The organism is Bacillus pretiosus, from assembly GCF_051294775.1.
GTDB classification, from domain to species: Bacteria; Bacillota; Bacilli; order Bacillales; family Bacillaceae_G; genus Bacillus_A; species Bacillus_A wiedmannii.
This window is the reverse complement of sequence record NZ_JBPPHF010000003.1, coordinates 675032-699400: the sequence shown is the minus strand read 5'-3', so window position 1 is coordinate 699400 and position 24369 is coordinate 675032. Positions and strand designations below refer to the sequence as shown.

General features: G+C 35.6%; 29 protein-coding genes. 2 read left to right on the top strand and 27 right to left on the bottom strand.

Going from position 1 to position 24369, the window contains the following annotated elements; all coding sequences use genetic code 11:
- Window positions 1-136: 136 nt before the first annotated feature.
- The 11 genes from folE to ACSG5Z_RS20155 all read right to left on the bottom strand — a co-directional run bounded on the left by folE (window position 137) and on the right by ACSG5Z_RS20155 (window position 8889).
- A complete protein-coding gene (folE, locus tag ACSG5Z_RS20205) occupies window positions 137-706 on the bottom strand; it encodes a GTP cyclohydrolase I FolE (protein WP_001151478.1) in 570 nt (189 codons plus the stop codon).
- Window positions 707-826: 120 nt separating this feature from the next.
- Window positions 827-1099 carry a non-specific DNA-binding protein Hbs gene (gene hbs, locus ACSG5Z_RS20200; RefSeq protein WP_001043860.1) on the bottom strand — a complete coding sequence of 91 codons (273 nt, stop codon included), beginning with the start codon at window positions 1097-1099 and terminating at the stop codon, window positions 827-829.
- A gap of 298 nt (window positions 1100-1397) precedes the next feature.
- Complete coding sequence (gene spoIVA, locus ACSG5Z_RS20195; protein ID WP_000416519.1) at window positions 1398-2876, bottom strand: stage IV sporulation protein A; 1479 nt, start codon at window positions 2874-2876, stop codon at window positions 1398-1400.
- 242 nt (window positions 2877-3118) lie between these two features.
- Entirely contained in the window at window positions 3119-3832 is a 714-nt protein-coding gene (locus ACSG5Z_RS20190) for a YphF family lipoprotein (protein ID WP_000755483.1), read from the bottom strand.
- A gap of 64 nt (window positions 3833-3896) precedes the next feature.
- The gene (locus ACSG5Z_RS20185; protein WP_001288995.1) at window positions 3897-4100 is read right to left on the bottom strand and encodes a DUF2768 domain-containing protein; all 204 of its coding nucleotides are present in this window, start codon (window positions 4098-4100) and stop codon (window positions 3897-3899) included.
- A 266-nt stretch (window positions 4101-4366) separates the two neighbouring features.
- Window positions 4367-4618 carry a stage VI sporulation protein F gene (locus ACSG5Z_RS20180; protein WP_000369753.1) on the bottom strand — a complete coding sequence of 84 codons (252 nt, stop codon included), beginning with the start codon at window positions 4616-4618 and terminating at the stop codon, window positions 4367-4369.
- Window positions 4619-4733: 115 nt separating this feature from the next.
- The gene (locus tag ACSG5Z_RS20175) at window positions 4734-5756 is read right to left on the bottom strand and encodes an NAD(P)H-dependent glycerol-3-phosphate dehydrogenase (protein ID WP_088062692.1); all 1023 of its coding nucleotides are present in this window, start codon (window positions 5754-5756) and stop codon (window positions 4734-4736) included.
- Between the two features lie 18 nt (window positions 5757-5774).
- Window positions 5775-7085, bottom strand: coding sequence for a ribosome biogenesis GTPase Der (gene der, locus ACSG5Z_RS20170; protein WP_001125888.1), 1311 nt, complete (start codon window positions 7083-7085; stop codon window positions 5775-5777).
- A gap of 124 nt (window positions 7086-7209) precedes the next feature.
- Entirely contained in the window at window positions 7210-7395 is a 186-nt protein-coding gene (locus tag ACSG5Z_RS20165; protein ID WP_000979052.1) for a capping complex subunit for YIEGIA, read from the bottom strand.
- On the bottom strand, window positions 7392-8285 hold the full coding sequence (locus ACSG5Z_RS20160; protein WP_000141603.1) for a YIEGIA family protein: 894 nt from the start codon (window positions 8283-8285) through the stop codon (window positions 7392-7394). The genes ACSG5Z_RS20165 and ACSG5Z_RS20160 overlap by 4 nt, the downstream gene beginning before the upstream one ends.
- Window positions 8278-8889: a YphA family membrane protein gene (locus tag ACSG5Z_RS20155; RefSeq protein ID WP_046955225.1), complete on the bottom strand. Its 612-nt coding sequence runs from the start codon at window positions 8887-8889 to the stop codon at window positions 8278-8280. Before ACSG5Z_RS20155 ends, ACSG5Z_RS20160 begins: the two co-directional genes overlap by 8 nt.
- 116 nt (window positions 8890-9005) lie before the next feature.
- Here ACSG5Z_RS20155 and ACSG5Z_RS20150 point away from each other — a divergent pair, with 116 nt between their 5' ends.
- Window positions 9006-9140 carry a YpzI family protein gene (locus ACSG5Z_RS20150; RefSeq protein ID WP_000513900.1) on the top strand — a complete coding sequence of 45 codons (135 nt, stop codon included), beginning with the start codon at window positions 9006-9008 and terminating at the stop codon, window positions 9138-9140.
- Window positions 9141-9471: 331 nt separating this feature from the next.
- On the opposite strand, the gene ACSG5Z_RS20145 is transcribed toward ACSG5Z_RS20150, so the two are convergent.
- The 4 genes from ACSG5Z_RS20145 to ACSG5Z_RS20130 form a co-directional block, all read right to left on the bottom strand.
- Window positions 9472-10521: a type 2 isopentenyl-diphosphate Delta-isomerase gene (locus ACSG5Z_RS20145; protein ID WP_087985539.1), complete on the bottom strand. Its 1050-nt coding sequence runs from the start codon at window positions 10519-10521 to the stop codon at window positions 9472-9474.
- Between the two features lie 12 nt (window positions 10522-10533).
- A complete protein-coding gene (rpsA, locus tag ACSG5Z_RS20140; RefSeq protein ID WP_087985538.1) occupies window positions 10534-11682 on the bottom strand; it encodes a 30S ribosomal protein S1 in 1149 nt (382 codons plus the stop codon).
- A 334-nt stretch (window positions 11683-12016) separates the two neighbouring features.
- Entirely contained in the window at window positions 12017-12694 is a 678-nt protein-coding gene (gene cmk / locus ACSG5Z_RS20135; protein ID WP_000361262.1) for a (d)CMP kinase, read from the bottom strand.
- Between the two features lie 128 nt (window positions 12695-12822).
- Window positions 12823-12996 (bottom strand): YpfB family protein, encoded by a 174-nt coding sequence (locus ACSG5Z_RS20130; RefSeq protein WP_000738047.1) that lies wholly within the window; start codon window positions 12994-12996, stop codon window positions 12823-12825.
- A gap of 180 nt (window positions 12997-13176) precedes the next feature.
- On the opposite strand from ACSG5Z_RS20130, the gene ansA reads away from it, so the two are divergent.
- Window positions 13177-14151 (top strand): asparaginase, encoded by a 975-nt coding sequence (gene ansA / locus ACSG5Z_RS20125; RefSeq protein ID WP_087985537.1) that lies wholly within the window; start codon window positions 13177-13179, stop codon window positions 14149-14151.
- Window positions 14152-14187: 36 nt separating this feature from the next.
- Here the strand turns inward: ansA and ACSG5Z_RS20120 are convergent, their stop codons facing one another.
- The 12 genes from ACSG5Z_RS20120 to ACSG5Z_RS20065 form a co-directional block, all read right to left on the bottom strand.
- Window positions 14188-15168, bottom strand: a complete 981-nt coding sequence (locus ACSG5Z_RS20120; RefSeq protein ID WP_088608749.1) for a YpdA family putative bacillithiol disulfide reductase — start codon at window positions 15166-15168, stop codon at window positions 14188-14190.
- Between the two features lie 109 nt (window positions 15169-15277).
- Window positions 15278-15808 carry a peptidoglycan recognition protein family protein gene (locus ACSG5Z_RS20115; RefSeq protein ID WP_001240648.1) on the bottom strand — a complete coding sequence of 177 codons (531 nt, stop codon included), beginning with the start codon at window positions 15806-15808 and terminating at the stop codon, window positions 15278-15280.
- A gap of 79 nt (window positions 15809-15887) precedes the next feature.
- A complete protein-coding gene (locus ACSG5Z_RS20110; protein WP_001983018.1) occupies window positions 15888-16124 on the bottom strand; it encodes a DUF3961 domain-containing protein in 237 nt (78 codons plus the stop codon).
- A gap of 93 nt (window positions 16125-16217) precedes the next feature.
- A complete protein-coding gene (locus tag ACSG5Z_RS20105) occupies window positions 16218-16427 on the bottom strand; it encodes a hypothetical protein (protein ID WP_000426773.1) in 210 nt (69 codons plus the stop codon).
- A gap of 78 nt (window positions 16428-16505) precedes the next feature.
- Entirely contained in the window at window positions 16506-17792 is a 1287-nt protein-coding gene (gene gudB / locus ACSG5Z_RS20100; RefSeq protein WP_000225171.1) for an NAD-specific glutamate dehydrogenase, read from the bottom strand.
- A gap of 351 nt (window positions 17793-18143) precedes the next feature.
- Complete coding sequence (locus tag ACSG5Z_RS20095) at window positions 18144-18752, bottom strand: genetic competence negative regulator (RefSeq protein ID WP_001235391.1); 609 nt, start codon at window positions 18750-18752, stop codon at window positions 18144-18146.
- A 77-nt stretch (window positions 18753-18829) separates the two neighbouring features.
- The gene (locus ACSG5Z_RS20090) at window positions 18830-19705 is read right to left on the bottom strand and encodes a MerR family transcriptional regulator (protein WP_435712019.1); all 876 of its coding nucleotides are present in this window, start codon (window positions 19703-19705) and stop codon (window positions 18830-18832) included.
- Window positions 19705-20481 carry a metallophosphoesterase gene (locus ACSG5Z_RS20085; RefSeq protein WP_000637808.1) on the bottom strand — a complete coding sequence of 259 codons (777 nt, stop codon included), beginning with the start codon at window positions 20479-20481 and terminating at the stop codon, window positions 19705-19707. Before ACSG5Z_RS20085 ends, ACSG5Z_RS20090 begins: the two co-directional genes overlap by 1 nt.
- 58 nt (window positions 20482-20539) lie before the next feature.
- Entirely contained in the window at window positions 20540-21019 is a 480-nt protein-coding gene (locus ACSG5Z_RS20080; RefSeq protein ID WP_001231546.1) for a LysM peptidoglycan-binding domain-containing protein, read from the bottom strand.
- A gap of 22 nt (window positions 21020-21041) precedes the next feature.
- Window positions 21042-21605: a CPBP family intramembrane glutamic endopeptidase gene (locus ACSG5Z_RS20075; protein ID WP_001025770.1), complete on the bottom strand. Its 564-nt coding sequence runs from the start codon at window positions 21603-21605 to the stop codon at window positions 21042-21044.
- Window positions 21605-23134 (bottom strand): RecQ family ATP-dependent DNA helicase, encoded by a 1530-nt coding sequence (locus tag ACSG5Z_RS20070; RefSeq protein ID WP_087985533.1) that lies wholly within the window; start codon window positions 23132-23134, stop codon window positions 21605-21607. The genes ACSG5Z_RS20075 and ACSG5Z_RS20070 overlap by 1 nt, the downstream gene beginning before the upstream one ends.
- Window positions 23124-24185 carry a YpbB family protein gene (locus ACSG5Z_RS20065; RefSeq protein WP_435712018.1) on the bottom strand — a complete coding sequence of 354 codons (1062 nt, stop codon included), beginning with the start codon at window positions 24183-24185 and terminating at the stop codon, window positions 23124-23126. Before ACSG5Z_RS20065 ends, ACSG5Z_RS20070 begins: the two co-directional genes overlap by 11 nt.
- Between the last annotated feature and the right edge of the window lie 184 nt (window positions 24186-24369).

The following is a 24369-nucleotide window of genomic DNA, read 5'->3' as shown; positions in this document are numbered from 1 at the left end:
TTTCCAAACTTCCACCGAACTAAATAACATCTTCCATTCTTTTTAGTAGTCTTTCTATTCTCACTCTGCCTTGCTAAAACTATATCATTTATTTACATAAAAAAAAAAAAAAAGAAAAGCAGTTTCCTACTTTTCTTTACTTTGTTTTAATAAAAGATAAAATTTCACTACGTGCCGCTGCATCATTTTCTAACACACCACGTACTGCTGTTGTTACAGTTTTCGCGCCCGGCTTTTTCACACCACGCATCGTCATGCACATATGTTCCGCTTCTACTACTACCATTACACCATGCGGTTCTAGTACTTCCATAATAGAGTTCGCTACTGTTGATGTAATACGTTCTTGCAGTTGTGGACGACGTGCAATAGTATCTACAGTTCGAGCTAATTTACTTAACCCTGTCACTTTTCCGCCTTGCGGAATATATGCAACGTGAGCAACTCCATAGAATGGAACTAAATGATGCTCACACATCGAATAAAACGGTATATCTTTTACTAGTACAAGCTCCTCGTGATCTTCTCCGAACACTTTATGCAAATGTTCTTTCGGATCTTCATGCATACCCGCGAACACTTCTGCGTACATTTTTGCCACACGCTTTGGTGTATCAAGTACTCCCTCACGATTTGGGTCATCTCCGATTGCCTCTAAAATAAGGCGTACTGCATGTTCAATTTGTTCTAAATTAACTTTTGCCATCCGCTAGCCCTCCCGAAAACCTAAAAGTGATACGAACACATTCTAGCATATTTATGTTTTTAAAAGCAAAAAGAAGAGTTCCCAAAAAGGAAACTCTTCTTCCCTGTTAATATGTAAGGATTATTTAACCGCATCTTTTAACGCTTTACCAGGTTTGAATGCAGGTACTTTACTTGCAGCGATTTCAATCTCCTCACCTGTTTGTGGGTTACGACCTTTACGAGCCGCACGCTCACGAACTTCGAAGTTACCGAATCCGATCAGTTGTACTTTATCACCTTGTTTTAAAGCTTCTAAGATAGAATCAAAAACAGCGTCTACTGCTTTTGTTGCGTCCTTTTTAGAAAGGGAACTTGCTTCTGCAACAGCATTGATTAAATCTGTCTTGTTCATGCCATTCACCTCCTCCCAAAGATAAGACTGTATAATGATCATAAAATGAGTCTTACTTTCATTTGTAGGCAATTTTTACAAATTCTATACTACAAAGATGTAGATAAATCATTATCAACGCCTATATTATACGATTCTCCTTTATAATTCAATATTTTTAAGGAAATTGTTACTCTTAAAATGTGAAAATCTGATGAAACTTGACAATTTACAACAATATATTAGATAATGACTGTTTATTTTGCTATTCTATACGCGAAAATCAAAAAAATCCCTCTACGATGAGAGGGATTTTTTCTTATAATATAATCGCAATTAATCCGCCAGATCCTTCATTAATAATTCTTTCTAGCGTTTCTTTTAATTTATATCTTGCATTTTCTGGCATTAAAGATAGTTTCGCTTGAATGCCTTCTCGAACAATAGAGCTAAGTGAACGTCCGAATATATCAGAATTCCAAATTGATAATGGGTCATCTTCAAAATCCTGCATTAAATAACGAACTAATTCTTCACTTTGCTTTTCAGTACCAATAATTGGCTCAAACGTTGACTCCACATCTACTTTAATCATATGAATAGACGGAGCTACAGCTTTTAGTTTCACACCAAACCTTGAACCGTGACGAATAATTTCTGGCTCATCTAAGCTCATGTCAGCTAACGCAGGCGCTGCTACACCATATCCTGTTTGCTTTACCATACGCAGGGCATCCGCCACTTGATCGTATTCTATTTTCGCATGAGATAAATCGAGCATAAGCTTTAATAAATGATCTTTCCCTCGAATTTCTACTCCTACTACTTCTTTTAAAATTTGATCATATAATTCATCTGGTGCATATAAATCAATCTCTGCTACACCTTGCCCCATATCAATGCCAGCTAAGCTCGCTCGATCAATAAATTCATACTGACTAAACTGCCAAACGACACGGTCCACATCACGAAGACGTTTTATATCCTTCACAGTCTCTTGAACAGCTTCTTGATAACTTTGGCGCAACCAATGCCCTTCATTTAACACCATCACCCAGCTCGGAAGGTTAACATTCACTTCTAAAACCGGGAACTCAAATAAAGCCTCTCGAAGCACATTGTACACATCTGTTTCCCTTAAACTTTCTACACTCATCGCAATGACTGGGATATCATATTCTTCAGATAAACTTTGGCGCAATTGCTCTGTATCTGGATGATACGGCTGTACAGTGTTAATGATCATAATGAAAGGTTTTCCGACTTCTTTTAACTCATTTACTACGCGTTCTTCTGCCTCTATATAATCTCTTCTTGGAATTTCACCAATCGTTCCATCTGTTGTAATTACAACACCAATTGTGGAATGTTCTTGAATTACTTTACGTGTTCCGATTTCTGCAGCTTCATGGAATGGAATAGGTTCTTCATACCAAGGAGTATTAATCATGCGCGGGCCATTCTCATCTTCATAGCCTTTTGCTCCTGGAACCGTATATCCAACGCAATCTACCAATCGAATATTCACTTCAAGACCTTCATCTACTTCGATAGAAACCGCTTGGTTTGGAACAAACTTCGGTTCCGTCGTCATGATTGTACGACCAGCAGCACTTTGAGGCAGTTCATCTTGCGCCCTTTGACGGTCAGACTCATTCTCAATATTAGGAATAACTACAAGTTCCATAAATTTTTTAATAAATGTTGATTTCCCTGTTCGAACAGCTCCTACAACTCCAAAATAAATATCACCGCCTGTGCGTTCCGCAATATCTTTAAAAATATCTACCTTTTCCAAGTGATTCCCTCCCTCAATATTTTTGGGAATAATTCCACATTTATAGTCAACTAATACCTTCTCTAACGTTGCCTATAATATCTGATATAATATAATGGTATTCTAGAAGTTCGGACAATATATCATATAATTTTGTCCAATTTCATATGACTATTAAAAAATACCTTTTGTTTGCATCGCAAGTTGTGTAACATAAAAAACCTTTCTTCTAGAACTTATTCACTAAAAGAAAGGTTCATGACTTATGATTTTAAAAAAATTGGTTCTCCATTCTTTACCGTATACGGTAAAGAATACGCAGGTACAAATGGAGAATCTTTCGAAAGTATATTCCGAATATCTTCCCCTTCCTTAAATTGCCCTTCATTTTTTTTCAACGCTTCATATAAGTCGATTCGATAATCAACATAAATTTCTCCCTTTTCATTGATTACAAAAGGAAGCCCTTTACCAGAATACGGACTTGTCACTTGCGGCACATCTTTATATCCTAGTTTTTTGAAATCTAATTCATATACACCATCTGAAATTACCTTTTTAAAAGGCGGATATTGATGTTCATCCCGATACATCCTAAGCTTTAATGATAATTCCTGGATTTGTTCAGCCATCCTAACATCAATTAACTTTACTGTCGGGTTTGTTTCAACGTCTATTAATACGTATTGGTATACTCCTCCGCTTTCATACGCATTTCCTGGCGCCTCCTGTATGTAACGCGGAGCAATCTTTTGAAAATCGATTGGATACTTTTGATAAATAGGCGTACTCATATCCCGCGTCTTAATTGGCAATATCCCCTCATTTTGCTCCTTAAATGTCACTACAGCTTTTTGAACAACCTGTACCTGATCTTCATAAGGAACGGCATTTTGTTTCATATTTTCTTTCGGATACAGACATCCTGTTAAAAGGCTCATACAACAAAATATTAAAATAATATGGACTTTTTTCACTAGCAATCACCTTTTCATACTAATATAACTTGCTCCGTATGTAGCATTTTCGAGACCATTCCCTTTACTGCTGTACAGGTCCACTAAATACAACAAGAAAAATAACAATTCCTGACACAATCATAAGGGTGTACGCTACTAACGCTGTAATCCCTTTCAAAAATTTATTCTTTATTTTGTATCTACTTAGTAAAATAAAACTTACTGCAAAAAACATAAATCCAATTGCTCCTAAAGCAAACCACATTTTTATGAGCCCTTCTGACATATACACACCCCTTTTTATTAATCTATTTTTATACTATTTTAACAAATTAAAATCTTTAAACAAATACAAAAAGAACATTTTACTACAAATTAAGAATATATAACTTTAATCAACAGGTTTTTTCGCATCTTCCACTAATCTAAATAAAAATAAAACCGAAGCGAGTGTATCTCTCGCTTCGGTTGACCAAATATGCCCAAAACAGCTCTATTCCCATACTTTCATGGCTATCATATGCAATCTACAAACTCTTTGTTTCTTATATCTTATTTTTTAAACATTTTGCTTAACGAACCAAAATCAGCGGGCATATTATTGTTAATAATCGCTTTTACAATTTGATCCTCTTGTTCTTTCGGCACTTCACGTCCTGCCATAAGAGCCACTTGATGAATCAATTGACGAAGCACAGTTTCATCACGTAAATTCGCATTCTGTACAGATGATGCTAATTTAAAAATATCTTCTTTATTCACTTTCGCTTCTTTTTCAATGTTATTAAAAATGTTATTATCCATTCTTTTCACCCTCTCCTCAAGTTACTCTTCATCCTATGCAAAATTAAAAAAATGGTGAAAAGACCCATAAAAATAAAAAGCGACAGAAGTACAAATGTACTTCTGTCGCTTTTCTTTAAAGTAAGTCAGGTATAGCTTCCACTTCATGTTTTCGAACACGTCCCATTAATGAGCCTACTGCATCTTTCACATTATTCCCATTGAATAGCACGTCATATAAAGCAGCTGTAATCGGCATTTCAACTTCCATTTTCTCTGCTAATTCGTGAGCAGCTTTCGTTGTTCTTACACCTTCTACAACCATACCCATGCTTTCTAACACCTCTTCTAAAGAGTGTCCTTTTCCAAGCATATTTCCAGCGCGCCAATTTCGGCTATGAACACTTGTACAAGTTACAATTAAGTCTCCCATACCAGTTAGACCAGCAAACGTTAATGGATTTCCGCCCATTTTTCTTCCTAAACGAGCAATCTCCGTTAAACCACGTGTCATTAATGCCGCTTTCGCATTATCACCTAATCCAAGTCCATCAGTTATCCCAGCAGCTAATGCGATAATATTTTTTAACGCACCACCAAGCTCAACTCCAACGATATCTGGATTTGTGTATACACGGAAGTAACTATTCATAAACAAATCTTGTACTTCCTCAGCCGCTTCCATACGCTTTGCTGCAGACGTAACAGTTGTCGCTTGACGCAAACCAACTTCTTCAGCATGACTCGGTCCAGATAGTACAACAACATCTTTAATCAAGTCCTCTGGAATTTCTTCCTCAATCACTTCCGAAATACGTTTTGATGTACCAGGTTCAATCCCTTTACTTGCATGAATCCAAGTAGTCGGACCTGCTACATATTTCTTCATATCTTGTAATACCTCTCTATACGCTTTCGTTGGTACTACAAGAAGTACTACATTTACATCTACTAATGCTTCTTCTAAAGAAGAGTAGGCTGCGATTGTGCTTGGCAATGTAATTCCTGGAAGGTATCGACTATTCTCATGTGTTGTATTAATCTCATCCATAAGTTCAGAACGATTTCCCCAAATACGTACATCATGTCCATTGTCAGCTAATACCATCGCTAACGCTGTTCCCCAGCTACCTGCTCCAACTACTGTGATTTTTGTCATAAAATCACATCCTCTCCATTAGTCTCTTGCTCTAGCGATAATGTGAATCGGCGTTCCTACAAAACCGAACGCTTCACGTAAACGATTCTTTAAGAAGCGCTCATATGAAAAGTGCATTAATTCTGTATCGTTTACAAATATAACAAATGTTGGTGGTTTTACCGCAACCTGTGTCGCATAGAAGATTTTCAGACGGCTACCATTATGAGTTGGTGTTGGATTCATCGCTACCGCATCCATAATTACATCATTTAATACGTTCGTTTGAATACGGATACTATGGCTTTCATTTACTTCATTAATAACTGGTAATAATGTTTGTGTACGTTTTTTCGTTTTCGCAGATAAGAATACAATCGGCGCGTACTCTAAAAATTGGAAATGAGCACGGATGTTTTCTTCAAATGCTTTCATTGTTTTTTCATCTTTTTTCACTGCATCCCATTTGTTTACGACGATAATAACAGCACGTCCTGAATCATGAGCATATCCAGCAATTTTTTTATCTTGTTCAATAATTCCTTCTTCTCCGTCTAAAACGACTAAAACAACGTCAGAACGTTCAATCGCTCTAAGTGCACGAAGTACACTATACTTTTCTGTGCTTTCGTATACTTTCCCTTTTTTACGCATACCAGCTGTATCGATGATTACATAATCTTGACCATCTTTACTATATGGTGTATCAACAGCATCACGTGTTGTTCCCGCTATATTACTTACAATTACACGTTCTTGACCAAGAAGTGCATTTACAAGTGATGATTTCCCTACATTTGGACGTCCAATTAAAGAGAAACGGATTGTTTCATCATCATACGCTTCTTCTTCAATCTTTGGAAAATGATTTGCAGCTTCATCTAACAAATCACCAAGTCCTAAACCGTGTGTACCTGAAATCGGGAATGGCTCGCCAAATCCTAATGCATAAAAATCATAAATATCACTACGCATTTCTGGATTATCAACCTTATTTACCGCAAGTACAATTGGTTTTTTAGAACGATATAAAATTTTAGCAACTTCTTCATCTGCTGCAGTTACACCATCGCGACCATTCGTCATAAAAATGATAACATCTGCTTCATCAATCGCTACTTCCGCTTGTTGACGAATTTGTGTCAAGAACGGCTCGTCTCCAATATCAATTCCACCTGTATCAATAATGTTAAATTCATGATTTAACCATTCTCCCGCACTATAAATACGGTCTCGCGTTATACCTGGTATATCTTCTACGATTGAAACTCTTTCTCCAACAATTCTATTGAAAATAGTAGATTTTCCTACGTTCGGGCGGCCTACTATTGCTATTACTGGTTTCGGCATATACTTTCATCCTTTCAACTTGCTTCTGTTTATTATGTAAAAAACCCTTCTTTGTGCAAGAAGGGATTTGCATTCCAGAATATTTCTCAGCGTATCAAAACACCTCACATTATACCACACGTTACTAATGTTTCACAATAATATATACATTCTCTTGTAAGCGATGCGCAATACCATCTAAAATTGCCTCTAAATTATTTGCAACAAATTCTAACTCATCTGTCGATTCACAAGTAAACAAAGGGGCACCACCAGCAAATTTCTCCGGCGTTGTTGTAATAACCGCGAGAATTACACTTTCTAACATCATCTTTTATCTCCCCTTCCTTTCGGGGCTTCCGATGACATATGAACAGCACTTTCTAACGTCGGCACATTCCCTATGACACCTATCGCTTTCTCTGCATCTTGATCTTGTGGCAAGACAAAAATCCCAACCCTACCATCTTCTAAATCACGCTTTGCTAGCGGCACAAGCGCTGGCGTACCAGAATCTCTATAAATCCCTAAAGCAACAGAAACATCATGTAAAATAGCTTGTCGTTGTCCTAAGTTTGAGATTGTCACCATCGCATCAATTGTTTTCGGCCTTAAAATAAAGCCCATTCCATATTTCATAATTTCCTCTTGCCTTGCTGGTAATCCAATATTCATAATGTAAATATTATCAATATACAGCCCCGCTCCTTCAAAACGAAGTGGAACATGCTCGATATCAACAAGATCATGTAACCTTCTGCCAGACATTAATTTTTTCGCGATAATAAATGCGATTATAGCCATAATTACTCCAGCAATCCATGAATGGAATCCTATATACGCAAACGTCGTTGCAAACGACGTTAACATCGCCAAATAGTTTCGACTTTCAAAAACTAATGCAATCCCTTCAATATATGTATTTCCACGCGGTACGAGCTCATATCCATCTAATTGTTGAAGGGTATTTCTTTCCATATTACGCACATCACGAAACTGTGTTGCTGCTAATGTAAGAAATGTAATAGCAGAAAAATCTTTTTTCAAAATTGACGGAATTGCAATCGCTCCTAAAGCCGCTGCAATTAACCCCATCGCAACGTGAATAATTTTCCCGTGGAGCCTCGTCGGATATTGACGCGTATCTGTCCGGAGCATTAGCACTCTCGTTACTGTCCCCGCTATTACTCCGCATAAAATGGCCGGTGTATATTCAGTCATGTATTACCCTCGCCTTTCTTTTACGTGATTTCCTCTTGAACTGTTCCATGTATACTGATGCTTTTGCAATCCAAAACAAAATTGCCATGAAAAATGTAGCAACGGCGACGATATCAAAAAACGCTAAACTTCCGTAATCATAAGGGAAATGTAGTTTTCGAAAAATAAGTGTCACTAACAATTCCCCCTGTAACATTCCTATATAAAGAGAACATAATCGTAATATGCGATCCTCATGCAATAAAACCGATGCATACACAAGAGCACCACTTACCAAAAACAACCTGTCCACCACAATCCAAATCGGATCATATACTTCTAACAAATGAAAACTTGTATATAACATTGCAATAATAAGTGCCGAAAGTAAGCTATATAATTTTTTCCAAATAGAATATAGTGCGATTCCTATAAAAGCAACAATACAAAGCAAAAGTGCATTTACTGATACCGTGAATGAAGCAATCGTTACATGTAACGGAGAGCAAATAATAAAAATCAATATACAAGCGCTTATCTTCCACCGCATAGAGTCCTTTTTCATAAAAAAAGTTACAACAATCCACCCTATCCAAGCTAAAAAATAAAAAGTACTCCCTTCCATCATTTCACCTCCTATGTTTTCCATTATGGGAACTTTTTATGAAAGTTAATCCACTTTCTTCGCGCATAGTTTTTTCATATAACAGCAACACTTTTAATAAGGAGGTGCTATTCATTATGGGTAAAGATCGTCAAGAACGAAAACTAAGAGAATCACGACGCGTTGAATCTGATCGTGACCAATCACTACAATATCCGGGTGCAACTGGACTGGATACACCAGAGCAAGCCCGAAAACAAAATCAGCACTAATGAACACAAAAAGACGGTTTCGATATTGTACGAAACCGTCTTTTACATAATTATTTTAATGATTTTTACTTATATCAAAATAACATTTAACATCCGAATTTTTCTATAGTTTATTTTTATCTCCACCTATTTTTCCTTCGCGAAATTAAACCCTCCCCAATAATTCAGTAGCAAACTATCTACATTTTCCAGCCTCTTTTTCAGTCGCAACTTGCACAAGATAGTGTTTATATAGGAATAATTTTATTTTGATAGAATATTAATTCCATTCCTCACTTTATATTACTAAAACGAACAAAAAACAAAAAAATCAACCAAACGGTTGATTTTTTTATCTTCTACTATAATGCGTCGTATCAATACCACGCTGCGTTAACCAATGATACGTTTCGCCCTTTACAACAAGAGGTACAGCCTGTAACTCTTCTATCGTCTTTGCACCAAGAGCTGTCATAATAAATTTCAAATCTGTATGTAAAAGATCAATTTCATCCACTAACTTCTCGATACCATCTTGCATTAAAATACGTAAAAAGTATCCAGCAAACGCAGTTGTATTCGCCCCTAATGCGATTGCTTTCGCTACGTCAAGCGCTGTTTGTATACCCCCAGATGCAATAAAAGAGAGGTTATTATTTGTAGAGGTTGCTTCAATAATCGAGGTTGCTGTTTGTATGCCCCAGTTATTAAAATAAGAAAGCATTCGCTGTCTTCTTTCATTTTCAACAGCAGCAAAATTTGTACCACCTTGTCCACCAATATCAATTGCCGTTACACCTATGCTCGCTAGCTGTTGTATTGTTTCCTTACTCATCCCAAATCCAACTTCTTTCACAATGACAGGAACTTTACTATTTAATACAATTTTCTCAATGCGCTGAAGTACACCAGTAAAGTCACGGTCTCCTTCTGGCATCGTTAACTCTTGTATGACATTTAAATGAATTTGCAATGCATTCGCTTCAATCATATCAACGGCACGCTCTGCTTGTTCGATAGTTGCCTCACTACCTAAATTAGCAAAGAAAATACCATTTGGATTTACCTTTCTGATAATCGTATAAGAAGCAGCCTCACTTTCATCTTTTAACGCCGCCATTTGCGACCCCACAGCCATAGCAAGATTATGATGTTTCGCTACATATGCTAATTGCTCATTAATATGTAACGTTTTCTCTCCCCCACCACCAGTCATCGCATTGATAAAAATCGGCGAACTTAGTGAAAGTTCGCCGATTTTTGTTTCACATGTTATTGTGTCATAACTTGAATTTGGCAATCCTTGATGCACAAAATCAATATCATGAAATCCATGCGTACGAGACTGACCAGTAGAAAGAGCGTATTCAATATGATCTAATTTACGTTTTGCCCTTACCACTTGTACCCCTCTTTATTTCTTTAATTTTTTCAGTTGTTCACCAATAATATCACTTAATTGGAAAGTAGCAGAATCAGCATTTGGTTCATACTGACTGTAATCCTCAATTACATTATTTTCCTCAAGCGTTTCTTTTATACTTAAAGAAATACGTTTCTCTGCAACATGGACTTCAAGCACTTTCACTTTTACTTCTTGTCCCATTTCCAATACTTCATTTGGATTTTTCACGTGACGATTTGCAATTTGAGATACATGCACAAGACCTTCAACGCCAGGTAAAATTTCAACGAATGCACCGAATGTAACAAGACGTTTTACTACTCCCTCACGAATATCTCCAGCTTTTATTTCGCCAGCAACATTCTCCCAAGGTCCTGGCTGAGCTGCTTTAATTGATAAAGAAATACGTTGTGTATCAGCATCAACAGATAATACCTTTACCTTTACCTTTTGACCTTGCTCTAATACTTCAGAAGGTTGCTCTACACGTTCGTGTGAAATTTGTGAAATATGAACTAAACCGTCCACACCACCAACGTTAACGAAAGCACCAAAATCCGTTAATCGTTGCACTGTTCCTTCAACAACGTCTCCTTCTTTTAATGAAGAAATCGCTTCTTTTTTCTTAGAATCTAGTTCTAATTCTACTACTGCTTTATGCGAAAGGATTACACGATTTTTTTCGCGGTCTAATTCAACAATTTTCACGGCTAATGTTTTGCCTTTATAGTCAGTAAAATCTTCTACATAATGTACTTCTACAAGTGAAGCTGGGATAAAACCACGAACACCAAGGTCCACAACTAATCCACCATTCACGATATCTTTTACAGTAACATCAAACACATGACCAGAAGTAAATTTATCTTGTAATTCTACCCATGCTTTTTCTGCATCAACAGCACGTTTAGATAAGACAAGATCATCTTCTTCTAATTTAATAATTTTCAATTCTAGTATTTGATCTAATTCTACAACATCGCTTGCTTTTTCAATATGAACGTTAGCTAATTCACTAATTGGAATTACGCCATCTGTTTTGTATCCAACATTTACAAGCACTTGTTTCTCTTCAACTTTCGTTACAGAACCTGTAACAACGTCACCAACTTGTAATTCTTTTGAATCCATAACTTCTTCATTCATTTTCTCTACCATGGAAATACCTCCCTACAGAATTGACAAAGCATTTTTTATGTATATACGAAATGAAAACATATGTTTTCATTTGCATGTTTAAGAATTTATCATCACATACTCAGTTTTCATACATTTCACTAGAAAATATATTAAACCTATATAAATAGTATACAGCAAAATCATCTTGAAGAAAGTATGTTTTGAAATATAATAGCGAATATATTCTGAAAGTTTCATCCTTCTTTTACTAACTTCTTACAAATCCGAGCATTTGTCAAGGAAAGAGACTCACAATTCACGCATCCTTTACATTTCTATATAAACAAAAAAAGAAAGAGGTTATCCCCTTTCTTTATTTTGCAAACACTCCTGAAACAATACTCATAATTTTTTGGACAACTTCTTCAATTGATAAAGAAGTTGTATCTAATTCCAATGCATCATCAGCTTTCTTTAGAGGAGAAACCTCGCGTTCTGAATCTAATTTATCACGCTGAGCAATTTCTTTTTTTAACTGCTCTAAATTAGAATCGAAACCTTTATTTATATTTTCTAAATGTCTTCTTTCTGCTCTTTCTTCAACAGAAGCAAGCATAAAGATCTTCACTTCAGCATCTGGTAACACATGTGTACCAATATCACGGCCATCCATTACAACGCCGCCTTTTTCCGCTAACTCTTGTTGACGACGTACCATTTCTTCACGAACAAGGCGATGTTTCGCCACAATAGATACTCGATTCGTCACCTCAGGTGTACGAATTACTTCAGAAACATCTTGTCCATTTAAAAATACAAGTTGTGTATTTTCTCCTTGCTGAAACTCAATATTTACATTCTTTACAACTTCCATTAACTTCTCTTCATTTTCAATGTCCACTTTTTGTTCAAGGGCTGCATATGTAATCGTGCGGTACATTGCGCCTGTATCAATATAAACGTAAGAAAGTTTCTTTGCCACAACTTTTGCAACCGTACTTTTTCCAGCAGCTGCTGGACCATCTATAGCAATTGAAATTCGTTTATCCATTGTAACACCTCATTTTTTCACTTATAAAACAAAACGAAAAGCAGGTATTCTCCTGCTTCTTCTCATTTGCTTCACGTCATTAAATCCTCAATTATTGTAGCATAATCCTTCATAGAAGAAAATGAAAACTACCTATTCACCTGTAAGATTTCTGCTTTGTTTTTTACCATGACACCTTCATAATAAACAATTTTAGATAAATATTTCACTGATGACTTATGTATAAATAACAATTGCACAACAGAAAGACAAATGAATTGTATTACTAATATACGAATAAAAATTTTCTCCATCTTTTTCAATGTAATTGCTCCCTCCTATCCTACATTTACACATTTCGTTTCGTGATTTTATACATCGTATATATAGCAGCTAACTTTATTGTCATTTTCGAGGCATACTTTTATACATTTCCATTGTCGAATTTACTCAAAACATGTTATGTTCTAAATGTATTTTTCAACTTGAAAGGGGTATAAGCATTGAAAAGAATCCTAGTTTTACACACAGGTGGAACAATTGCAATGGAGGAAGATAAAGAAACTGGGGTCGTACAACCAGGTGAAAAAAATCCTCTTTTAAAATTTATTCCTGATTTAGAAGGCGATGTTGATTTAATCGTTGAAGACGTGTTCCATCTACCATCTCCTCATATGACACCGAGCGAAATGTTACAATTACAAGTCATCATTGATGAAAAAGTAAAACAAGACAACATTCATGGCGTAGTCATTACGCATGGTACGGATACATTAGAAGAAACAGCCTATTTCTTAGATTTAACAGTGCAAGCAACTATTCCAATCGTTGTAACAGGTGCAATGCGTTCTAGTAATGAATTAGGTGCTGATGGTCTATATAACTTCTTATCGGCTGTAAAAGTAGCTAGCTGTAGTGAAGCTGCTGAAAAAGGTGTTTTAGTCGTATTAAACGACGAAATTCATTGCGCTACAAATGTAACGAAAACACATACAAGTAACGTGGCAACATTCCAGAGTCCACAGTATGGACCAATCGGTATGGTAACAAAGCGCGGCGTTGTATTCCATCACGCTTTAGTACACCATGAAACATATTCAGTAAATAAGGTTTCTAAAAACGTAGTTGTTCTAAAAGCATACGCTGGTATGGACGATACATTGTTAGCAGCAATTGAAAACCTTCCAGTAGACGGGATTGTTATTGAAGCACTTGGACAAGGTAATTTACCTCCAAGAACACTTCCTAGTCTAGAACGATTAATCGACAAAGGAATCCCTGTCGTATTAGTTTCTCGCTGTTTCAATGGCATCGTGCAAGATGTATATTCATATGAAGGTGGCGGCAAACAATTAAAAGATATGGGTATTGTATTCACATACGGTTTAAATGCTCAAAAAGCACGTATTAAATTATTAGTTGCATTAGAGAATACAAATTCTCATGAAACAATCCAAAATATGTTTATGCACAATTAAAAAGAAGCTGTCGAAGTTTATTTCGACAGCTTCTTTTTATATTTCCCTTGACGCAATGGTTTGCGCAATCGCATCCCCATGAAATCGACCGTTCTCAATAAATATTTCATTCGCATTATTTCCAGCAGCAATTACACCTGCAATGAAAATATTTTCAGCGTTCGTTTCCATTGTATCCTCTGCATAAATTGGACGTCCTGTTTCTACATCAATCCGAACACCCATCTTCGTTAAGAAACTATGATCAGGATGGTAACCAGTCATCGCAAATACAAAATCATTTTGGATTGTATATGCCTCATCATCGACTGTAAACGTTAATGTATGTTCAGTAATTTCTTTCACGTGAGCCCTGAAATGCATTTGAATTGTGCCGCTTCGTACTAACGCCTCAAACTCCGGCAAAATCCACGGCTTAATGCTTGGTGAATACTCACTTCCGCGATATAAAACCGTTACACGCGCACCGGTTTTAACAAGTTCTAACGCGGCATCTATACTCGAGTTTTTCCCACCTATAACTACTACATCTCGATCAAAATAAGGATGTCCCTCTTTAAAATAGTGAGCTACTTTCTTCAGTTCCTCGCCGGGAACATTCATATAATTTGGATTGTCATAATATCCAGTTGCTACAACAACATATTTCGCTATATATATTTCTGTACTTCCGTCACGCTTTGTTGTCTCAACATGAAAAACTTCTCCATCTTTTTGTACTTTCTCCACTCGCTCAAAAGCATTTACACGTACAGATTTACGCTTTACTACTTCACGATAATACGCAAGCGCTTGATTTCGAACTGGCTTACGATTTTCTGTAATAAAAGCTACATCACCAATTTCTAATTTTTCACTAGAAGAGAAAAATGTTTGATGAGTTGGATAATTATAAATCGCATTTACAATGTTTCCTTTTTCAATTACTAACGGATTTATCCCTACCTTTTGCAACGAAATTGCTGCTGCTAATCCGCACGGACCGCCTCCAATTATGATAGCTGTTTCTTTCTGCATACTCAACTCACTCCTAGTCTTCTACCAATACGCTATTTATAAAAACAAGAAAAAACCTACTTACAGCAGTAGGCACCTATCTTTATTGTATTCATTTTTCATATATTTGTCATCTAAACGAAACGTACATCCGATAGACATCTGCTAAAAACTGCTGAAATTTAATACCTTGTTTCCCTAATACATTTTCAGGATCAATCTTTCTAGCTGGGTCAAGTGTTTTATGTGATACGATATCTTTCTTCGGATTCAAGCCGAAGTTTTGACATAAATACGCATGATACCACGTAAAACGGGTATATGCTTCCCAAAAGTTAACATCACCGCCATAACAAAGTTCCACTCCAATGGCAGCCTTATTAGCATCATAACCATATAAGTCATTATCTGTCGGCACACCATATCGAACGTGATAGGCAACTTCATTTATAGGAACAATTTCCAATATTGTTTTATCATCTATAAATGTATGTGCCGAAGCTTTCGGTTGTATTTCATTAAAATAATCCCGATTCCCTATCGCATTGCTACCAGGGTTCCCCGTATCATGACTTACAATAAACCTTACTTTAGAAAGAGGAATTCCCGGTCGTGAACTTCCATACCCAATATAGTTACGCTCTATAGGAAACATCGCCATTACTACCAACTCCCGCTTCAGAAGATTACCTTACTTCTTTATATATGTATTCGGTAGCAATGTCCTTATCGCATATTTCTTACGCGAAGAGAAAATCGAAAATATTTGATGTGAACACCATAAATAATAAAATACTTACAGCAACTCCATAAAAACCGTAAAACCAAACACAATCTTCTTTCGTATCTAAACCGAAAAATTTATTTACAGATTGTAATAATGTGCCGCGCTTACTTTGTTTGTTTCTTAATACTTCCACTCGTTCTACAACATCTGCTGGCATCATAAATCTTTGGTCTACTGTCATTTTCATCATTTATCTCTCCTTAAAATCATTTCCGCTTTGTTTATCTAAGGAAAGTATAGCACGTTTGTTCGTGTAGAACAAGCGTTCTTTTTTGTTTTTATTTTATTTTTCAACAATCCAAGTAAGAATTGAGATTACAAAAGCGATAATCGGCCCTACTACAACTGCACCAAATATTAAAAACAGTAGTCCTTCTCCGAACATCCGAACGTTACTTGTTTTTCGGGCTTTCATCGTTCTTGAGAGTTCTCCCTCTAACCTCTTAACCTTTTCTTCTAATTGTTCTACTCGTTCCATCATTTCATTTTCCATATACAACACCTCACACTAATACTTCAACAAAAAAACGTGATTCCCTCGAAAGGAATCACGTTTTCTCACGATATAATATTATACCCAACCTCTGAAGCGACTTGCTTCAGCCATTTTACGAACACCGACCATATACGCAGCTAAGCGCATGTTCACTTTACGAACTTGTGCTGTTTCATAAATAGAATCAAATGATCTTACCATTACTTTTTCTAAACGTTGTTCTACTTCTTCTTCAGTCCAGTAGTAACCTTGGTTATTTTGTACCCACTCAAAGTAAGATACTGTTACACCGCCAGCACTTGCTAATACGTCTGGAACAAGTAAAATTCCGCGATCTGTTAAAATTTTAGTTGCTTCTAATGTTGTTGGACCATTTGCAGCTTCAACAACGATTTTTGCTTTAATATTATTAGCATTTTCTTCTGTAATTTGGTTCTCAATTGCAGCTGGAACTAAAATGTCGCAATCAAGTTCTAACAATTCTTTGTTTGAAATTGTATTATTAAATAGTTTTGTTACTGTACCGAAGCTATCACGACGGTCTAATAAATAATCAATATCTAATCCGTTTGGATCATGCAATGCACCGTAAGCATCCGAGATTGCAATAACTTTCGCGCCTGCATCATGCATAAATTTAGCTAAGAAGCTACCAGCATTACCGAATCCTTGAACAACAACGCGTGCACCTTTAATATCAATGTCGCGTTTTTTTGCAGCTTCGCGAATACAAATTGTTACACCTTTCGCCGTTGCTGTTTCACGTCCATGTGATCCACCTAATACAAGTGGCTTACCTGTAATAAATCCTGGTGAATTAAATTCATCAATACGGCTATATTCATCCATCATCCATGCCATGATTTGAGAGTTTGTGAATACATCTGGAGCTGGAATATCTTTCGTCGGTCCTACGATTTGGCTAATTGCTCGTACATAACCGCGGCTTAATCTTTCTAACTCACGGAATGACATTTCACGTGGGTCACAGATAATTCCACCTTTACCTCCACCGTATGGTAAATCAACAATACCACATTTTAAACTCATCCAGATTGAAAGTGCTTTCACTTCATTTTCTGTTACATTCGGATGGAAGCGAATTCCACCTTTCGTTGGACCAACAGCATCATTATGTTGTGCACGATATCCTGTAAATATTTTAACAGTCCCGTCATCCATACGAACTGGTATTTTCACTGTCATCATACGAATTGGTTCTTTTAATAATTCATATACTTCGTTTGGATAACCCAATTTTTCTAATGCTTCACTAATAACAATTTGTGTCGAATTCAATAGTTCAAAATGTTGTTCCCTTTGTTGTTGTGTTTTTGTTTGAGTTCCCTTTTCGGCTACCATAGTAAGTAAACCCCCTGTAATTTCACTTGTTTAGTAAACCTTCATTGCCTAGTATACACCGTTAAATTTGGAATGCAATAGAAAACGCTAACAAATATATACAAACTATTTCCTGTTGCAAGCGTTTTCACTATCATTATAGTCCTTTTATTGCTTTTAGAAAAGTAAAATACTTAAATATTTAAATATTTTTTATTTCACTTATATATAACAACTTAAGAAGATATTTTTAAGTATAGTAAAGAGCGCCCAAATATTTATGATTCCCGCTATACCATTAATCGTTTTGACATTTTCAGACCAACATTTTAGGTTTCTCCAAATAAAAAACAAAACCTTAGCTTTGTTATATTAGCTAAGGTTTTGTTTTTTCACAAAGTAATTGTGTATTTGTTCAATTGCTTGAGAAGCCATTAATTCTTTACCATACTCCATTAGACGATAAATAGTTGCTGTAGACGGATTACCATATTCCGCTAAAATAGCTATAAAATCTGCCTTCAGTAATTGAACCTGCTCCTCTTCTTCCATCCAAAGATAGAAACGCCCATCCCACGTATATAGTTTTCCGCCAGTTACATCAAGGTTATATAAACGATTCGACAGGTTAATTACGTCATCTAGTGTAGCAAACTCATAAAGTATATGCTCGCTTTCATCTAGAGTCACTTGCATTTCAATAAACTCGTCACGGAACTCATCATCTGTATCCACATCTTGATGTTCTTTCGTTACAATTACGACCATTCCTTGCGCTTGTAGAGAAAATACTTCAACTGCAATTGGACCATCCGCTTCAAACCCTAGTTCCTTATTTGCTTCTTGCATCATATCACGAAATAATTGCTGTACTTTCGGTGCATTTCTCCACAAATCTTCTTTCGTTAATCCTCGTTCAGATAAATCATCAAATGTTAAGAAAATTTTTATCTTATTGTAATTTAATCGTTCCAGCCTCATCTCATACCCTCCCTACGTAACCAATGAATATAATTTTTATTATATGAAATAGAAAATAGATGGTTCTTTTCGAACAACTATTCTAACATTTTTAACCAATCATCCCATTCTTCTTTCGTATCACCAATTAGGCATGTTTGAATGTTCAACTGATCTCGAGCACCTATTTCTCCTATAAACCCAACAGAAAGTTTCTCACTTTTTTCTTGCAACAAATTCATGTCCTTCATCGCGTTCTTAAGTTCTCGTTCCTCATCAAAAGAGACTACTACATATGTAGGTTGTATTTGCTCAACAGCTAACAAAATACCATCTTCCGCTAAGCTTGACCTAATATATATCACCTCATATCCTTTTAAGCGTAAATACGTTGAGAAAACAAACCCTTTCAACATATTATTTTCTAACACGACAACTTTGTGTATAGAAGAAAATGATGATGCATTATGATACACCATTCCTAGACGAGTTTGTAAAAATGATACGACATATTGGAATTGCACCATTGTAACTTCATTATTATTTTTTAACGTTAACAATTTATTTGACACTTGAAGAACAATACTTGCTATGACTTTTTCTGTTGCATAAATACTGAAAGCCTCGTTTAACAATGCAGAAGTTGTAATTTCATCAAATTTTAACAAAGTTTGCAGTAAATCGTCCACTAAAACAACTTCTCTATCGTAATGTATTTCTTTTTGAACATTACTCTGCAAACGATTCCCTTCTAGTAATTGAACTGCTTGTCCAATCATCATGCCGGAAGAAACCTTGTCCATTAACCATTTCAAAATTTGAATATGCTCTTCTGTATATAATCGATGCCCCGCATGATTCCGCTTCGGGGCAATAATTTGATATCGTCTTTCCCATGCACGAAGCGTACTCGGCTGAATTCCAATTATATTCGAAACAGCTTTTATGTTATATTTCCCGTTTAGAGTTGGCATCATTTCCCTCCGCATAACGTAATAATATGTGTTTGAGCAGGTGCTCGGAAGCGAAGTGGAATCAACGTTGTTCCATACCCATTACTAACAAAAAGAGTCATATTTGAATGCTTATATACGCCACCTTTTAAATATTTTTTAGATGGGAATAATCGGATCTGTCCTCCATGTGTATGTCCACTTAACACAAGTGAAATTTGTTCTTTTCCAGACATTTTATTTATTATATCAGGGTTATGGCTAATTAATATGCGAAAACCATCTTCTTTGCAATCAGCCAAAGCTAAATCTAAACGATCACGCTTCAAACCAACATCATCTACACCGAGCAAACAAATTTTTTCTCCTAGTTCAGACTCAAATACAACTCTTGTATTATCTAAAACTTTCACATTATTCTCTAATAACAAAGCATCTAATTCATGATATTCAATCTCATAATCATTATTTCCCCACACAAAATATACAGGAGCTATCGCTCTTAACTTTTGTATATTTGCAGAAATTTTAGATAAAGGGACGCCTCTTTCCGCTAAATCACCGCCAATAATTACAAGGTCTACTTTTCCTTTTACTTGTTCAATTAATGAACTTGAAATGACCCTTCTATGAATATCAGAAATAAAAAACACCTTTACTTTTTGAAAACTTTTCGGAAATTCTTCAAAAAGTAAAGTATGTTCTAACACAGTATTACGCATCGCTTCTGTATACATTACAAGAAGAAATATAATACCAATACATATGAGAGCACTTAATAAGATAATCCATATCATATATTTTTCACTCCCTTCCGCATAAAGATAATCCTCAGTTTTTATAGTAGGTATGTTACTAGCTATCCTGTTTTGCGGACTTATCTTTTATCGGAATTTTTATTTCTTGACCTACATTCACTTCATCTTCTTGTAAATCATTATACTTTTTAATCACTTCAATCCCAGTTTCATCTGAAAAATATTGCTTCGCTATACTTTCTAAAGTTTCTCCTTCTTTTACCGTATGCGTTACTACTTTCTCAGATGTTGCCTCAGACTCAGATTTAGCTGAATCAAAGAAAATGACCTCAAACGCACTTTTCCCAGCGTTATTACCATCACTTTTCACCTGAATATATTTATCTGTATACCATAAGATACTAATTGGTAGTAATATGAATAGAAATGTTAAAACTCGGACGAAAATATGATTCATTTTAAACTTTTCTTTTTTCTCTTTATTTCTATGAATTTCACTACGCGGCGGTAAACTTTCTTTTTCTTCCACTCGCTCAACTTCTAATTCCTCTTCGAAATCAGGAATTCGTTTTCTCATGTTGTTCACCACCACCTTCCATTTATTTTCTTAATTGGAGTCCCATTATAAAATCAACAAGAAAGTGTGCAAAGATTGTTATAAACAAATTTCCTGTCCATTCAAACACATAACCAAAGACAAAACTAATGAAACAGACGAAACAAAACAAAAATGGCTTTGTTATATACCGAATATGTAACACTGCAAATACTAAACTCGCTATTACAATTCCAAAGTGCGTCTGCACTACACCTCTAAATAAAAATTCTTCTGCAAAGCCGATAATGAACGTAATAACGAGTAGGTGCATAACTGACATTCCTTGAAACATCTTATCGTTAATACCACCATCATCAAACCAAGACTCTGGAAATACTCGCATTGCAACATAATCTAATAACACAATACCAATCGCCAACAAGCCACCTATTATAAGTATAGACACCGGTTCCCACTTCCACAGACTATACACCGATTTTATATCTCGGAATAATACATATGCTAGTAAACAACCGATACCGATAATAATGAACTGTGTGATATACAGATTCAGCCTTATTTCTTTCGGACTCATATCTTCAATATTATGCCTTTGAATGTTCATCATTCCCCCATCTTTTCTAGACCGAAAAGCTTTTGTAACTCTGTTTCCCAATTATAGTCGAAATCCGATTGTTGCGCTTGTCTTTTTTTATAATCTGTTTTTGTAATACCACAATAGTCACAGCAATTTTTCAACTCGTTCTCTTTTCTATAACCGAACTGTTGTAACAAATATTCACGCCTACATTCTTTCACTTGTATCCACGATTTCATGTTTTCTAGCTCACTATATTTATTACGTAGCCTTATTTCTACTTCAACTATTAATCTGTTCATAATTTCATCTGACAAGCTCTCTAATTTTAATTTTCGCTGTTGTATGATTCCAAGCTGTTCAAGATGATAGCGGATGAAACGCCAATATTGTTCATTAAATCTTGCTGCATTATAACAAATTTCTTCTACCTCTTCTATTGGTAATTCTTTCGTTTGAAACATTCTTTCTTGTAGTAAAGAGAATAAAAATTGTATTTGCGACTGACTTGGCAATTCATCTTCAATTATCGAAATTGGTAAATCGTGATCTAACGGACTACATAGTAAGATAGCTATACTCGGTTCACCATCTCTCCCAGCTCTTCCGATTTCTTGTAAATAGGAAGCTATATTAGTCGGATAATGAAAATGAATAATATAGCTCGTATTCGACTTATTTACTCCCATACCAAAAGCACTTGTACATATTACAAGCTGCAACTGGTCATTCATAAACTGCTGTTGAATTAACATACGCTCTTCATGTTCCATACCACCATGATAAAAAGCGACACCAGTCACGCCTTTTCCTCTTAAATACTCCGTTAAACGTTCTGTCCACGCTCTGCTTGAACAATATACAATCCCTGGCCCTTGTAAATACATCACCTGGTCCAAAAGCGCTTCTTTCTTCTCTTCTATCGTCTCCACAAATTGTACTTCCATCGCAATATTTGGACGATCAATAGAGTATACATGCTGCGTCACTTTCTTCAAATCTAAACTCTCTGCTATATCTCGGAGTACATCTTTTGTCGCTGTTGCCGTTAATGCTAGCACCGTAGGAGACCCGATATTTTCAATGACTACATTTAGTTTTTTATAGTCTGGCCTAAAATCATAACCCCATTGTGAAATACAATGAGCCTCATCCACAACAAATAATGAAATATGAACTTTCTTCAATTCTCTTATTAACACTTCCGACTGCAACATCTCTGGTGAAACAAAAATAAATTTATATGAAGCTAATTTTTTCATCGCTTCTCTTTTTTCATGTAATGTCCGAAAACTATTAAGTGCTATTACTCGGTTTTTCACAACATACTTTAATTGTGTAACTTGATCTTCCATCAAAGATAATAATGGTGATACAACAAGCACGGTTCCTTCTTGCATTAGCCCTGGAAGTTGATAGCACATAGACTTCCCTCTTCCAGTCGGGAGCATTGCTATAACATCTTTTCCTTCTAATAAATCTGTAATTACCCCTTTTTGCCCTGTACGAAATTCAGAATATCCAAACCATCTATATAAATATTCCTCAAGCTTCATTTATACCCTCCATCCGCGCCAATACAAGACGAACTTCAAAATAAGAGATACCCTCTCCAACCGCTTGTTTCAACTCACGCAACTTACGTGTTTGTAATGCCTCAATTACTTTTGTTACTTTATCTATTTTGTCTTTTTCCATAAACATCTCGATTGAAAACTCTTTTTCCCGCAAAGCAATTTCAACAAAATGATCTTCTATCGTTGCAACCTTTAAATTTCTAATTGTCGCTATTTCATCTAAAGAACGTCCTTGTCTCCAAAAATTATATGTTTTTTTCGTTGATAAACTAAATAATTCAGCTCTCTCATTTGGATAAGAGATAATCTCAGCCAATAGCGGAAATTCATTTTCTTTATCGTGAACTTCTTGTATAAAGAAGTGAATCGTACCCCAAAATAAAAAATACACCCGGAATATATCTTGTTTCGTAATTTCCGCTAATTGCTGCAATGTACAACCGATACGTTTATATCCTGTTAATCTATATGTTACAATCGTCGCTTCTACTACATCACCTTTTCCTAAAAGATTATGTATTTCTTTCCATAATCTTTTAGCCAATTCACTTCGCCTATATGGTATACCTGTTAAAAAGCGTTTTACCCACATCATTATTTCTGTATCTTGTTGAATGGGAATAAATTTCGTATTATTCTGTTGTAAATTAGATATAGTTTGAATAATTAATGATAAACGTTTCCAAAATGTTTCACCTAATTCACCATAGTGTAAACTATGTAAATGCGCGGGAAAAGCATACACTTCCTCCCATGTATGTAACTGCATTTTACCTTTAGATGTTAACAAATATGTATTTTCATGTATTTCTCGAATCAAATCTGCTTGCAACAACTTTGCAACTTCACGATCATAGTCTGTTCTATTTAACGATTTATATATTCCAAACAAAAATGAAATTCGGAACATGTTTCCATCTTGTAACGTTTGCGAAGATCGTTTTCCTTTTAATAAATAATAAATAGAAGAAACGGTCCTTTCACCATTCAATTGTTTTAAACAATACAATAAAGTATATTGTAGTTGCATTACCGCTTCCACCTTTCAATCTAGCTTAATTACTTTTTAGTATGATTGCACTTACTCATTAAACTTATCATATCGGCACTATGTACTTGTATATAGTATATTGTACCAAACGAAATAACATTTACGTATTTTGAAAATCTTATGACATAATGCAAAAATTAGTTGACACTCTAATTGATAAGGA

Bases quoted from the DNA above. Each gene is read 5' to 3' on its own strand.
- folE (WP_001151478.1), bottom strand. From the start codon at position 706: ATGGCAAAAGTTAATTTAGAACAAATTGAACATGCAGTACGCCTTATT.
- hbs (WP_001043860.1), bottom strand. From the start codon at position 1,099: ATGAACAAGACAGATTTAATCAATGCTGTTGCAGAAGCAAGTTCCCTT.
- ACSG5Z_RS20185 (WP_001288995.1), bottom strand. From the start codon at position 4,100: ATGTCAGAAGGGCTCATAAAAATGTGGTTTGCTTTAGGAGCAATTGGA.
- ACSG5Z_RS20180 (WP_000369753.1), bottom strand. From the start codon at position 4,618: ATGGATAATAACATTTTTAATAACATTGAAAAAGAAGCGAAAGTGAAT.
- ACSG5Z_RS20175 (WP_088062692.1), bottom strand. From the start codon at position 5,756: ATGACAAAAATCACAGTAGTTGGAGCAGGTAGCTGGGGAACAGCGTTA.
- der (WP_001125888.1), bottom strand. From the start codon at position 7,085: ATGCCGAAACCAGTAATAGCAATAGTAGGCCGCCCGAACGTAGGAAAA.
- ACSG5Z_RS20165 (WP_000979052.1), bottom strand. From the start codon at position 7,395: ATGATGTTAGAAAGTGTAATTCTCGCGGTTATTACAACAACGCCGGAG.
- ACSG5Z_RS20160 (WP_000141603.1), bottom strand. From the start codon at position 8,285: ATGACTGAATATACACCGGCCATTTTATGCGGAGTAATAGCGGGGACA.
- ACSG5Z_RS20155 (WP_046955225.1), bottom strand. From the start codon at position 8,889: ATGGAAGGGAGTACTTTTTATTTTTTAGCTTGGATAGGGTGGATTGTT.
- ACSG5Z_RS20150 (WP_000513900.1), top strand. From the start codon at position 9,006: ATGGGTAAAGATCGTCAAGAACGAAAACTAAGAGAATCACGACGCGTT.
- rpsA (WP_087985538.1), bottom strand. From the start codon at position 11,682: ATGGTAGAGAAAATGAATGAAGAAGTTATGGATTCAAAAGAATTACAA.
- cmk (WP_000361262.1), bottom strand. From the start codon at position 12,694: ATGGATAAACGAATTTCAATTGCTATAGATGGTCCAGCAGCTGCTGGA.
- ACSG5Z_RS20120 (WP_088608749.1), bottom strand. From the start codon at position 15,168: ATGCAGAAAGAAACAGCTATCATAATTGGAGGCGGTCCGTGCGGATTA.
- ACSG5Z_RS20115 (WP_001240648.1), bottom strand. From the start codon at position 15,808: ATGGCGATGTTTCCTATAGAGCGTAACTATATTGGGTATGGAAGTTCA.
- ACSG5Z_RS20110 (WP_001983018.1), bottom strand. From the start codon at position 16,124: ATGATGAAAATGACAGTAGACCAAAGATTTATGATGCCAGCAGATGTT.
- ACSG5Z_RS20105 (WP_000426773.1), bottom strand. From the start codon at position 16,427: ATGGAAAATGAAATGATGGAACGAGTAGAACAATTAGAAGAAAAGGTT.
- gudB (WP_000225171.1), bottom strand. From the start codon at position 17,792: ATGGTAGCCGAAAAGGGAACTCAAACAAAAACACAACAACAAAGGGAA.
- ACSG5Z_RS20095 (WP_001235391.1), bottom strand. From the start codon at position 18,752: ATGAGGCTGGAACGATTAAATTACAATAAGATAAAAATTTTCTTAACA.
- ACSG5Z_RS20090 (WP_435712019.1), bottom strand. From the start codon at position 19,705: ATGCCAACTCTAAACGGGAAATATAACATAAAAGCTGTTTCGAATATA.
- ACSG5Z_RS20085 (WP_000637808.1), bottom strand. From the start codon at position 20,481: ATGATATGGATTATCTTATTAAGTGCTCTCATATGTATTGGTATTATA.
- ACSG5Z_RS20080 (WP_001231546.1), bottom strand. From the start codon at position 21,019: ATGAGAAAACGAATTCCTGATTTCGAAGAGGAATTAGAAGTTGAGCGA.
- ACSG5Z_RS20075 (WP_001025770.1), bottom strand. From the start codon at position 21,605: ATGAACATTCAAAGGCATAATATTGAAGATATGAGTCCGAAAGAAATA.
- ACSG5Z_RS20070 (WP_087985533.1), bottom strand. From the start codon at position 23,134: ATGAAGCTTGAGGAATATTTATATAGATGGTTTGGATATTCTGAATTT.
- ACSG5Z_RS20065 (WP_435712018.1), bottom strand. From the start codon at position 24,185: ATGCAACTACAATATACTTTATTGTATTGTTTAAAACAATTGAATGGT.